At 60.1% G+C, this 11,893-nt stretch carries 11 protein-coding genes; 1 reads left to right on the forward strand and 10 read right to left on the reverse strand.

Going from position 1 to position 11,893, the window contains the following annotated elements; genetic code table 11:
* Nucleotides 1–28: 28 nt before the first annotated feature.
* Nucleotides 29–535, forward strand: coding sequence for a GspH/FimT family pseudopilin (locus OP494_RS15080; protein ID WP_280542037.1), 507 nt, complete (start codon nt 29–31; stop codon nt 533–535).
* A 1-nt stretch (nt 536) separates the two neighbouring features.
* Here the strand turns inward: OP494_RS15080 and OP494_RS15085 are convergent, their stop codons facing one another.
* From OP494_RS15085 to murJ, 10 genes are all read right to left on the reverse strand, one after another.
* Nucleotides 537–2,414 carry a polymer-forming cytoskeletal protein gene (locus OP494_RS15085; protein WP_280542038.1) on the reverse strand — a complete coding sequence of 626 codons (1,878 nt, stop codon included), beginning with the start codon at nt 2,412–2,414 and terminating at the stop codon, nt 537–539.
* A complete protein-coding gene (locus tag OP494_RS15090; RefSeq protein WP_280542041.1) occupies nt 2,411–3,031 on the reverse strand; it encodes a prepilin-type N-terminal cleavage/methylation domain-containing protein in 621 nt (206 codons plus the stop codon). The genes OP494_RS15085 and OP494_RS15090 overlap by 4 nt, the downstream gene beginning before the upstream one ends.
* On the reverse strand, nt 3,024–3,488 hold the full coding sequence (gene pilV, locus OP494_RS15095; RefSeq protein ID WP_280542156.1) for a type IV pilus modification protein PilV: 465 nt from the start codon (nt 3,486–3,488) through the stop codon (nt 3,024–3,026). Before pilV ends, OP494_RS15090 begins: the two co-directional genes overlap by 8 nt.
* Nucleotides 3,488–3,997 (reverse strand): GspH/FimT family protein, encoded by a 510-nt coding sequence (locus OP494_RS15100; RefSeq protein WP_280542042.1) that lies wholly within the window; start codon nt 3,995–3,997, stop codon nt 3,488–3,490. Before OP494_RS15100 ends, pilV begins: the two co-directional genes overlap by 1 nt.
* A 130-nt stretch (nt 3,998–4,127) precedes the next feature.
* Complete coding sequence (ispH, locus tag OP494_RS15105) at nt 4,128–5,081, reverse strand: 4-hydroxy-3-methylbut-2-enyl diphosphate reductase (protein ID WP_280542045.1); 954 nt, start codon at nt 5,079–5,081, stop codon at nt 4,128–4,130.
* Nucleotides 5,082–5,142: 61 nt separating this feature from the next.
* Entirely contained in the window at nt 5,143–5,586 is a 444-nt protein-coding gene (gene fkpB / locus OP494_RS15110; RefSeq protein WP_035415327.1) for an FKBP-type peptidyl-prolyl cis-trans isomerase, read from the reverse strand.
* The gene (lspA, locus tag OP494_RS15115) at nt 5,583–6,128 is read right to left on the reverse strand and encodes a signal peptidase II (RefSeq protein ID WP_280542048.1); all 546 of its coding nucleotides are present in this window, start codon (nt 6,126–6,128) and stop codon (nt 5,583–5,585) included. The genes fkpB and lspA overlap by 4 nt, the downstream gene beginning before the upstream one ends.
* A gap of 65 nt (nt 6,129–6,193) precedes the next feature.
* Nucleotides 6,194–9,034, reverse strand: a complete 2,841-nt coding sequence (gene ileS / locus OP494_RS15120; protein ID WP_280542050.1) for an isoleucine--tRNA ligase — start codon at nt 9,032–9,034, stop codon at nt 6,194–6,196.
* A 9-nt stretch (nt 9,035–9,043) separates the two neighbouring features.
* On the reverse strand, nt 9,044–10,111 hold the full coding sequence (ribF, locus tag OP494_RS15125) for a bifunctional riboflavin kinase/FAD synthetase (RefSeq protein WP_280542053.1): 1,068 nt from the start codon (nt 10,109–10,111) through the stop codon (nt 9,044–9,046).
* Nucleotides 10,112–10,186: 75 nt separating this feature from the next.
* The gene (gene murJ / locus OP494_RS15130) at nt 10,187–11,770 is read right to left on the reverse strand and encodes a murein biosynthesis integral membrane protein MurJ (protein ID WP_280542157.1); all 1,584 of its coding nucleotides are present in this window, start codon (nt 11,768–11,770) and stop codon (nt 10,187–10,189) included.
* Between the last annotated feature and the right edge of the window lie 123 nt (nt 11,771–11,893).

Consider the following 11,893-nt stretch of genomic DNA (forward strand, 5'->3'; position numbering starts at 1 on the left):
GCATACGACGTCATGGCATATGCGAGGAATGACACTGCTCGAACTGCTCGTGATCATCGTCATTGTCGGCCTTCTCACCACCCAGGGCGTTCCCGCCATGGGCCATGTGCTACGCGATCAACGCTTGCAGGCCGCCAGTCATACGCTCTATCAGGCGCTCTACTACGCGCGCAGCGAAGCGATTCGCCAAGGCGTGCCGGTGATGATGGTGAGTGATTCAGATGGCTGGGAACAGGGCTGGCACATATTCGCTGATCGCAACGACGATGGCGAGCAATCGCCCTCGGAGCCGACGCTACGCGCGGGTGGCGCCCCACCCGGCGGACTCCGGTTATATGCCAATCAGCCCTTGCGTCGCTACGTGCGTTACGCGCCGAATGGCTACTCGATTCGTGCCTCCGGCAGCTTTCAGATTGGCAGCTTCTATCTGTGCACGACCAAGGCGACGACACCGACACGGCGCATCGTGCTGAGTCGCGGCGGACGGGTACGCATCGAGCGCCTGCCCGATGGTGATACCGCCTGCGCGCGATGAATCACTCCTCCGGGCTACCGTACGACAAGCCTTCTAGAGACCAACCGGAGGCGCTGGAGTTATCATCGCCGTTGTCACCACTTCCGTCACCGCCTCCTGAGGTCGACCTGGGCACATACTCGATTTCCCCACCACCATCGACAGTAACGGTCTTACCTCTTGCCGAACCGCGTAGACCACCGCCGGCAGTGACAGAAACGTTGGCATACGGCGCATAAATATTTGCCAACGCCTGGGCACTGCCATCAATCAACACACCTCTACTATAAGAGTCACTATCCTTATGGTTGGAGTAAAGCGACAAGGTGGAACGGCCATTGGTCGTGGCCGGAACATCCGCCATTTGGGTGGAGCTCTTGATATGAGTCTCGCCGGTCACGAAGATCGTCAGCGTACTGCCTGGATCGATAGTAAGCCCTTTTCCTCCACCGGAGCCCAGAGTGAGGTCACCATCGACCAGCAACACCACGTCGCCGCCACTAACATTGAGCTCGCCATTCTTCTGGGTGAAATCCTTCGTGCGGATAACGGAAACAGGTTTGTCGAAGGTCGGCGCTTCAACCGTAGTTGCCTCCGCGAGGGTAACATCTTTCTGAACATTCCAGGTTTCATCAAACGCCGATAGGCCGCCGGGGGTCAGGGAAGCGTCCACCGTTGGATAACTACCAACCGTAATGTCTTTGTCAGCGCCGGTTTTATCGGTAGGAACGGCTGCAAGCAGATCACTCACCTCCATAGACAAGTTGTGGTTGCCGGAAAAAATTTTTGGATCGCACTCACCACCACTTACAGGGGAGACAGATGTATGGCTACCGACCTTAACCGAACCACCAGCAAACTTATCGATCTCCTTTCCGTTTGCAGTATTGACAGTCCCTTCCTGCGATTCGATATCGCCGCTCACGTAAGCCGAACTGTTGTCAAATATGACCTTACCACCTACCGAAACATTACCTGTGACCGTCGCAGCGTTGTTGAACTCAACATCACCGTTGGCCGAGACATTCCCCTTGGCAGGCGCCGAATTTTCAAAAAAAACGCTTCCCGTTGTAGCGATGGAGCCACCATAAGCATACCCCCCCCCTGCATCCAAAGTGATATCATCACCGGCAAGAATGTTGCCTGTGATGCTGCTATCGGTGTATAGCGTGCCCATTGTTGTCACGTTGCCATCAACATTGGCATCACCGCTAAGCCTCACTCCGGCACCTGGCTGCAACGTTCGAACATTACCATTAATCCCCCCTCCGCCACTGACCTGAACCCCCTCGCAGCCGAGCAACACGTCTTGGTAGGCATCATTGGATTGCTCATCATTATTTATAGAGTAAATGGCCTGTAACACATCGCGCCCATTATTATCTTCGGAAGCGTCACTCTCATCATAGCCACTCAGCCTTTTCTCACCCCAAAAAATCACCTTCACTCTATCGCCTTCGAGCTTTACGACCTCTTTAATTCCTGCCCGAGTAAAAGCGTACTTAACATCTTCATCACCACCATCTTCATCCTGCTCCTCTTCCCCATTGCGCTCCCGTGCTCTTTCCTCACGTTCATCGCTAGGAAGCCAGTTATCGTCACCATCAAGGGGAAAAATGATCGTACCTTTCTCGGAATCACCAAGCCTGTCTTCCACTACTGCCCTAATATTTTCAGCCCACCCTGCCTTATCATCACTTCTAGAGTCTTCTTCATAATTTTCAAAGCGCCGAAAAGCCTCGTCCGTGCCCGCTTCATAATTATTAGTGCGCACATAATTACCCGCTTGACGCTCTTGATATTTATTGACGGACATGCCGGAAATAACAGCCCCAGATGCCACCGTCAGCAGCATCATTCCCACGACGAGCACAAAGCCGGACTGTTTCGATGCCTTCATCTTCCTACTCCTAACGCCGAAGTGGGGGCACGCGTGGCTAAACGGAATGACACACTTTTCTCATCACAACTTTCATCGTCCGGATCACATTTCAGGTCATAGTATTTAACAGTGACGGCAATACCGCTATTACTTTTTCCCGCCCCACATTGTTTTTCATCATCATAAGGTAAGCTGCAAAAATTAATTGATGTTATTCCTACACTGCCTTTAGAAACGAGCGAAATAACCTCCACCTCTCTACCGCTCTTAAGCTTACATTTCAAAACCTGTTCATTATCACCGCTGTGCACCGTCATCCACTCGACTTCCGCATCACCCTTATCAAACCCAGGGCATTTTATTCCCCTCACACCATCACCTGAATACGATTCTAAAGTTAGAGAATTTAGACCTTTATTTATCTCAACCGATTTTGCCACCTTGACGGAAGAAGCTAGCGCCCGATGTATATACATCAGCTCGTCTTGCAGCTTATAATAGTTATCCCGCTGCTCACTAACACTACTGATCGCTTGGTAAGCCGTGATAGTACCACCGAGGATAACCAATCCAAGCAACATGCTGATCATCATTTCGATCAGCGTGAAGCCGCTTTGGCGTTGTCGATTATTCATCGATTGGCTCCGCTTCTTCCGGCGGCGACGACTTACATGGCAAGAAGGCCACCAAGTTCACGTGCGGAGGCTCATAGTTTGCGTCATCCGGGTCTCCACGGCCCTGCCAAGTGATCTCCAGATCATAAAGGCCATTGCCGATATCTTTTCCACTGACAGTGGGCGAAGGCAGGCTATCAACCTTAGCGACATCGCCCTGCCACTCACTCAAAAGCCCTTCAGGGCCCTCAAGCTTCTCACAAGCCTCATCACTATGCGCCCAGGCGCGTTCGTTCATGTCGCGGACCATGATGGTGGCGAGTGTCGTATTAAGACTCTCGCGGGAAGCGTGCAGCGAATTAAGTTGCATGACGGCGAGCCCAAGCATGCCGACGGAGAGGATGGTCAATGCCACCAACACCTCGATCAGACCAAAGCCGTGTTGGCCACGGGGGGGACGATACACCGGCGATTCCATCACGAGTCACACCCCTTGCCTGACTCCGCGACATAGGCGCGTCCGATCGCACTCATGCATATCCGCGAGACTTTCGGCAGCCCCGCATGACTGAGTAGCCATTCGCCACCAGCATCGGGATATCCCAGGTCATCGAAAGTGACTTCATCGGCGGGCTGGGCGTTCTTGTCTCCTACGCTGAGCTGGTCAGGTAGCGGCTGGTGGACGGCGATAGGGTTCTCACTATCCCCTTCAACCTCTATACGCCAGCCTTGCGCCCAGTCATCGTCTTCGACTGCGCTCATCGTGACCTCGGCTTCGCGCATGATGGCTTCGCCGCGTGCCAGACGCAGCGCGGCGACCAGTTCGTTGCTGGCGTCGGTGAGCTGTTGCTGCTGGCGCAAGGACTGAAAGCTGGGCACGGCGATGCTTGCCATGATCGCGAAGATCACCAGCACGATCAGCAACTCAAGGAGAGAAAAACCACGGCTATGCGACACGTGGCGAAGGCGATAAGCACGATGCGGCACGTACGACTTCCTGATCGGTGAGGCGGTGCGTTACGTACGCGGCATGGGGCGGCACCCCATGCGCTTTGTCAATGTAGCGTACTTTGCAACGAATTGTAACGCTCACATCACATCGAAGGAACGACGCTTCTCACGTGCTGGCGATCACCTGCTCGCGCAGTTCTTTGGGCATGGAGAAGACGATGTCTTCCGCCTGCCCGGCGAGTTCATTGGGATCCTCGGCACCCAGCGACTTGAGCCGGTCGATAACCGCCTGGACGAGGACTTCCGGTGCGCTGGCACCGGCCGTGATGCCGATGGTGCCCACGCCGTCCACCCATTCGGGGCGAATCTGCTCAGCAGTATCGATCAAATACGCCGGCGTGCCGGTACGCTCTGCCAATTCCCGCAGGCGGTTGGAATTGGAACTGTTGGGGCTGCCGACCACGAGCACTAGGCCGCTTTCGCTAGCCAGTTCACGCACCGCGTCCTGACGGTTCTGGGTGGCGTAGCAGATGTCGTCCTTGCGCGGCCCGTCTATTTGCGGAAACTTTTCGCGCAGGGCGTCGATGACCCTTGAGGTGTCATCCATGGAGAGCGTGGTCTGGGTAACGAACGCCAGCCGCTCGGGATCGTTGACCTCGAGATTTGCCACGTCCTGCTCGTCCTCGACGAGGTGGATCTGGCCGCCGAAGGACGTATCGTAGCGCCCCATGGTGCCCTCGACCTCGGGATGGCCGGCATGCCCGATGAGCACGCACTCCTGGCCACGCTTGGCGTAGCGCAGGACTTCCATATGCACCTTGGTGACCAGCGGGCAGGTAGCGTCGAAGATACGCAATCCACGCCGCTCGGCCTCTTGCTGGACCGCGCGCGACACGCCGTGGGCGGAGAAGATGACGATCACGTCGTCGGGGATTTCATGCAACTCCTCGACGAATACCGCCCCGCGCTCGCGCAGGCTATCCACCACGAAGCGGTTATGGACGACTTCGTGACGCACGTAGATGGGCGGCCCGAACACATCGAGCGCGCGATTGACGATCTCGATGGCGCGGTCGACGCCGGCACAGAAACCGCGTGGATTGGCCAGCTTGATTTGCATGCTTACCTCGCCTCGATGCGCCGTGGCATCGTATCGATGGGCGGCGTGCGCCCGTCAAAACTTAATGGGTCGTGGCCGGACGAACCTCGATCACTTCCACCTCGAAGGTCAGGGTACGCCCCGCCAGCGGGTGATTGAAGTCTACATCGACATTACGCTCGTCGATCTCGGCGATGACGCCGGGCAACTCGCCGCCGCCCGGGTCGGTGAAAGACATCATCGTGCCGACCTCGAGCTCGTCGTCGAACTGGTCGCGCGGCAGGCGCTGCACGTTCTGCGGATTGTGCTGACCGAAGCCGTGCTCGGGGGTAATGGTAAAACGGCCAGTCTCGCCATCGGTCATGCCCTTGAGCGGGGTCTCGAACCCCGGCGGCAGATTACCATCGCCGACCTGGAACGTCGCCGGTGCCTTGTCGCGGGTGGAGTCGATCACCGTCTCGTCTTCCAATTTGACGGTGAAATGCAACGTCACTTCCATCCCATCGCCGATGCGGTACTCACTCATGGGGCATCTCTCTTATCGGATGTTGCCGTGTGTCGTCGGCCGTCACGCAGGGAGGCCAGAATCAAGCCAATGGCTCCCAAGGTGATGGCGGTATCGGCCAAGTTAAAGGCGGGAAAGTAATTTCCCTGCCAATGAAACGACAGAAAGTCGACCACATAGCCATGCACCAGGCGATCGTAGAGATTGCCCAACGCCCCGCCGATCACGAGTGCGATGGCTGCCGCCGAGAGACGTTCATCGGCTTTGAGACGCGTCAACCACACGGTCAAGCCAATGCTCACGCCGATGGCGATGGCCGCGAACAACCAGCGCTGCCACCCAGCGTGATCGGCTAGAAAGCTGAACGCCGCACCCGTGTTGTGCAGCAGCGTGAAGTTGAACACCGGCAATAACTCGACCGGCTGTGCATAGATCAAATACGTGCTGGCGAGCAGCTTGCTGCCCAGGTCCAGCACGATCACCAATAGCGCCAGCCACAGCCAGCGCAAGGGCCGCTGCATGGGCGGCGATACCGGTCGATCAGGCGTTGCAGCGTCGTTCATTCGAGCCTCTCATGTCATGACCAAGCGGCGCTATGATCCAGGGTGCGTCATCAGGCATCGCAGCTTCAGGCATAGCGGCGGACTTCGCCCGGCCCGTCGGGCAGGTTGCTCAAACAGCGACCGCACAGGTTCGGATCGGCGGCATGCGTCCCAACATCTGCGCGATGATGCCAGCAGCGCTCGCACTTGGTGTGCGGACTTTCCATCACGCCCACTTTGAGACCATCGAGCTCGCTGGTCTCGGCCTCGTCGCTGCCCGCTGCGTTCAGCGACGCCAGGTGCACCTCGCTGGTCAACAGCACGAAACGTAGTTCATCGCCGAGCTGAGACAAGGTTTCGCGCAAGCCGTCGTCGGCGTAGAGCGTGACCTCGGCGGCGAGGCTATTGCGGATCACCTTGGCGTTACGCGCGTCTTCCAGGCACTTGTTGACCGCCTGCTTGACCTCGAGCACCCGCGACCAAAACTCACGCCCCATCACGGCATCCGCCTTCAGAGTCGCCAGATGCGGATAGTATTCCTCCAGCAGCACGCTATCGCCGCGCGTGCCGGGGATGGCCTCGTAGATTTCCTCGGCGGTGAAGGACAGAATCGGCGCCACCCAACGCACCAGCGCCTCGACCACATGATAGAGCGCCGTCTGGCAGCTGCGCCGCGCGAGCGAGTCAGCCTGGGTGGTGTACTGGCGATCCTTGATCACATCCAGATAGAAGCCGCCCAGCTCGTGCGCGCAGAAGTCATGCACCTGCTGGTAGACGTCACGGAAGCGGTAGTCGTCATAGGCCGTCTGCATGCGCTGCTGAAGCTGTGCGGCGCGATCCACCGCCCACTGATCCAGGGCCAGCATATCCTCGAACGCCACAGCATCACGCGCGGGATCGAAGCCATTCAAGTTGGCCAGCAAGAAGCGCGCAGTGTTGCGAATGCGGCGATACACATCGGCGGTGCGCTTCAAGATCTCGTCGGAGACCGCCATCTCACCGGAATAGTCGGTGGAAGCCACCCACAAGCGCAGAATATCGGCACCCAGCTTGTCCATCACCTGCTGCGGCGCGATGACGTTACCCATCGACTTGGACATCTTGCGGCCCTTCTCGTCGACGGTGAAGCCGTGCGTCAAGAGCGCCTTGTAAGGCGCATGACCGTCGATGGCGCAACCGGTGAGCAGCGACGAATGGAACCAGCCGCGATGCTGGTCGGAACCCTCGAGATACAGATCGGCGCGCGGCCCTTGTGGGTGTCCCAGCGAATGCGAGCCACGCAACACATGCCAATGCGTGGTGCCGGAATCGAACCACACATCCAGGGTATCGGTGACTTTCTCGTAGTCGCCGGCCTCGGAGCCCAGCAGCTCTTGTGCGTCGAGACGGAACCAGGCGTCGATACCCTCGGCCTCGACGCGCTTGGCGACGTCTTCCATCAGCTCGACGGTGCGCGGATGCCATTCCCCGGTCTGCTTGTGCAGGAAGAACGGAATCGGCACGCCCCAGTTGCGCTGCCGTGAGATGCACCAGTCGGGACGGTTGGCGATCATCGAGTGCAGCCGCGCCTTGCCCCAGGCGGGGACGAACTGCGTCGCCTCGACGCCTTCCAATGCGCGCTGACGCAAGGTGCGCCCCGTATCGTCCTCGCGGTCCATGCCCACGAACCACTGGGCTGTGGCGCGGTAGATGACCGGCGTCTTGTGGCGCCAGCAGTGCATGTAGCTGTGGGTGATCGGCGTGTGCACCATCAGCGCGTTCACTTCACGCAGCTTGTCGACGATCTGAGGATTGGCCTTCCAGATCATCATCCCGCCGAAGAACGGCAAATCATCGCGGTACACGCCATTGCCCTGCACCGGGTTGAGCATGTCATCGAAGCTCATGCCGTGCTCGCGACAGGTCATGAAGTCATCCAGGCCGTACGACGGCGCCGAGTGGACGATCCCCGTGCTACCTTCTTCCACGGTCACGTAATCGGCGAGATACACCGGCGCCACGCGCTCATAGAACGGGTGCTGGAAAGTGATGAATTCCAGCGCCGCGCCCGTGGTCGTGGCCACGACATCGCCCTCGAGGCCATAGCGCGCCAGGCAACTTTCGACCAGCTCTTCGGCGAGCACCAGCAACCGCTCGCCGGTATCGACCAGCGCGTAGGTGACGTCGGGATGCACGTTGAGCGCCTGGTTGGCGGGAATGGTCCACGGCGTGGTGGTCCAGATGACGATCGCCGCCGGCTTGTCGAGCGACGTGAGCCCAAACGCCGTCGCTAGCTTGGCGGGCTCGGCGGCGGTGAAGGCGACATCGATGGCATCGGACTTCTTGTCGGCGTACTCGACCTCGGCCTCGGCCAGGGCTGAGCCACAATCGAAGCACCAGTTGACCGGCTTCAAGCCCTTGAAGACGTAGCCGCCCTCGACCATCTTGGCCAGCGCGCGGATCTCACCCGCCTCGTTGGCGAAGTCCATGGTCCGGTAGGGGTGCTCCCAGTCGCCGATCACGCCCAGGCGCACGAAGTCGGTCTTCTGCGCTTCGATCTGCGCCCCCGCGTACTCGCGACATAGATCGCGTGCTTCACCGGCGCCGAGATGCTTGCCGTGAGTGGTCTCGACCTTGTGCTCGATGGGCAAGCCGTGACAGTCCCAGCCGGGCACGTAGGGCGCATCGTATCCTGCCAGTGCCTTCGACTTGACGACGATGTCCTTGAGAATCTTGTTGACGGCATGACCGATGTGAATGCTGCCGTTGGCGTAGGGAGGGCCATCGTGCAGCACGAAGCTCTCACGGCCGGCACGCGCTTCGCGCAGGCGCTCGTAGAGGTTCATGTCCTGCCATTGCGATACCCGCCCCGGCTCACGCTTGGGCAACATGCCGCGCATGGGGAAGTCGGTTTCGGGGAGGTTCAGGGTATGTTTGTAATCGCTCATAGCGGAAGGTCAGCCATCGTCTTGGTCGGCCGGGCGAGCGCCGGCCGAGGAGTCGGAAGTCGAAGGCTCGGGCGCCAGGGGCGCCGAGGCCAGCGGATAAGTCCAGCCAGTCGAAGCACACGGCAGCTCGAGTGCAGCCGCATCGAGCGGTGTCGCCGTGCGGAAGTAGCGACGTGCCTGCGCCAGGTCGGCATGAATCTGACGCGTCAGGGCCTCCAGCCCCGCAAAATTGACCTCGCCTCTCAGCCGCGCGCAGGGCACGACTGTGAGACGTTGGCCATAGAGGTCACCCTCGAAATCGAACAGATGCACCTCCAACACCGGCCGCGAGCTGCCTACCGTCGGCCGCCAGCCTATATTGGCCGCCCCCGGCAGCTCGCGGCCATCGGGCAACCGCGTGACGCAGGCATAGATACCGCGTAATGCCAGGGAACGCGACGTCAACGGCAGATTAGCGGTGGGCACGCCGATGGTGCGCCCCAACTGCCGGTCGGCAACCACACGCCCCGAGAGTTGATAGGGGCGCCCTAACAGCCGCGTGGCCTGAGCGAAATTGCCGCTGGCCAGCAAGGTGCGTATCCGGGTACTCGAGACGCGATCGTCGTCGAGGGCAAAAGTACGCGTATGCTCGACCTCAAAACCACAACGTTCGCCCACGCGTTGCAGCAACGCGAAATCGCCCGCCCGGTCACAGCCGAAACGAAAGTCGTCACCCACGACGAGATGCTTGACGCCCAGGCCGCGGATCAGCACGCGCTCGATGAACTCGTCGGCCGTCAGACTTCGCAGAGCGGCATTGAAGGGCAGGCAAACGACGCGCTCGGCACCGTATTCGGCCAGCAGCTCGACCTTGTCGCGCAGCCGGCTCAAACGAGGCGGTGCCTGCTCGCCGGCAAAATACTCGCGTGGCTGGGGCTCGAAGACGACCACCGTCATCGGCAACCCCAACGCCGTGGCGCGACTCTTGAGCTGATCGAGGATCGCCTGATGGCCGCGATGTACGCCATCGAAATTGCCGATCGTCGCCACGCACGGGCCCGCCTCGCGCAGATTGTGCAGTCCTCTGATCAGTTCCATGTGCCGTTCATATGCCGGTGAAACGTTCGATTATAACCAAGGGGGCCACGACTGACAGCCATGACTGCCCTCCCATCAGCCACCCAGACGGAAATGCCTGAGTCGCACGCCGCACAACGCCAGCCATCCAAAGTAGACCAGGGCACCGCCCAGGGTCAGCCCGAGCAATGTCGCCGCGCGCTGCCATACGCCCCAGGCCAGCCACTGATGCCATTCGGGGCATAGCCACCAAAGCCCGGCCCCCATGCCGACGCAGCCGCCGCCCACTGTCAACGCGTAGCGTCCCCAGCCCGGCTGAAACGTCAGTACGCCGCGCCGGCGTAGCCCCCAGCCCAGCAAGCCGGCATTGAGAAACGCCGACAGCGCCGTGGCCAGCGCCAGCCCCGCATGCGCCAGCGGCCAAATCAAGAGCAGGTTCAAGACCATGTTGGCGACCATCGCCACGACCCCGATCTTGACCGGCGTCTTGGTGTCCTGACGTGCGAAGTACCCCGGCGCCAGCACCTTGATGAGCATGAAGGGCAACAGACCTAACGCATAGGCTCGCATGCTGCGTGCCGCCATCACGATATCGTGATCCGTCATCGCCCCATAGTGGAACAGGCTCACCAGCAATGGCTCGGCCAGCAGCACCAAGGCCAGGCCCGCAGGCAACCCGATCAACAACACCGCGCGCAGCGCCCAGTCGAGCATCTTCGCGAAATGCTCGGGCGACTGCTCGGCGTGCCGCTTGGAGAGCGCCGGCAGGATCACCGTGCCCAGCGCCACGCCGAACACCCCCAGCGGCAATTCCACCAGGCGATCCGAGTAGTAGAGCCAGGACACGCTACCCGACGCCAGCAACGACGCCAGCACGGTATCCAACAACAGATTGATTTGCGACACCGACACGGCGAACAACGCCGGCGCCATCAGTGCCAAGATGCGACGCACGCCCGGGTGCCGGAAGTTGGGCCAGGGACGTGGCGTCAGCCCCAAACGTGCCAAGAACGGCACTTGAAACCCCAGTTGCACGACACCCGCGATCAGCACGCCCCAAGCCAGCGCCATGGCCGGGTCCTGCATCCAAGGCGTCAGTCCCAGCGCCGCGCCGATCAATGACAGGTTGAGCAGCACCGGGGTGAACGCCGGCACGGCGAAACGGTTCCAGGTGTTGAGCACGCTACCCGCGAAGGCGGTCAGCGAAATCAGCCACAGATAGGGAAACGTCAAGCGCAGCATGTCGGCGGTCAGCGCCAGCTTGCCCGGGTCGGCGCTGAAGCCTGGCGCAAACAGCCACACCAACCAAGGCGCGAGGAGCACCGCCACGGCGCTGAGCAGGGCCAGTATCACGCCGAGACTGCCCGAAACCGCATCGAGCAGTTCGCGTACCTCCTCGCGGGTCCGCTGGGTGGCATACTCGGACAGCACCGGAATGAACGCCTGATTGAAGGCGCCCTCGGCGAACAGGCGACGCATGAAGTTGGGAATCTTGAAGGCGACGAAGAAGGCATCTGCGCCGCTACCGGCCCCGAACAAAGCCGCGATCACGACATCGCGCGCCAACCCCAGCACGCGCGAGAGCATGGTCATCGTGCTGACCACCATCCCCGAACGCAACAGACCGCCACGCGCCGAAGACCGCGACTCCGGCCCTGGCGATGCGCCCTCTTCTGGCACTGCCTGCGATTGCTTACCCGTCACCGACGACCTCCACGCACCCGGAGTCGACACCCAAGAGGATGTTTACAAAAGGGCTTCGCGCGCCTGTTTTGTAAACGCCCTCCAAGCGCCACTTACAAA

The sequence above is a fragment of the Chromohalobacter sp. 11-W genome (genome assembly GCF_029889905.1).
Lineage (GTDB): Bacteria > Pseudomonadota > Gammaproteobacteria > Pseudomonadales > Halomonadaceae > Chromohalobacter.